The 257-nt window shown below is 71.2% G+C and carries 1 protein-coding gene; it reads left to right on the top strand.

The window, feature by feature from the left end; all coding sequences use genetic code 11:
- A partial coding sequence (locus ACZ3GY_RS24375; protein ID WP_465912360.1) for a hypothetical protein occupies nucleotides 1-257 on the top strand: 257 nt, incomplete at both ends.

Genomic DNA, 257 nt, shown 5'->3' with positions numbered 1-257 from the left:
ACCGATGGGCTGGCCGACATCCTCGCGGCCGCCGCTGTGCCCGGCGCTCTCGGGATCTCCGCCGACGAAGGGTGGCCCTCGGCTGTCGCGGCAACCCTGGACGATGTGGAGCCGCTCATCGTCGCGCTCTCGCAGACACGGCTGTTCTCCGACGGCGGCACGTTCACCGTGCCGTCGACCGACGAGCACTTCCGCGTCGTCTACGTCCCGTCGCGCACCTCGATGGACGGCGTGCGCGCGATGATCGCGATCGCCCG

It is taken from the genome of Pseudomonas sp. PME37.24/006 (assembly GCF_055556635.1).
This window is presented reverse-complemented; position numbering and strand designations above follow the sequence as displayed.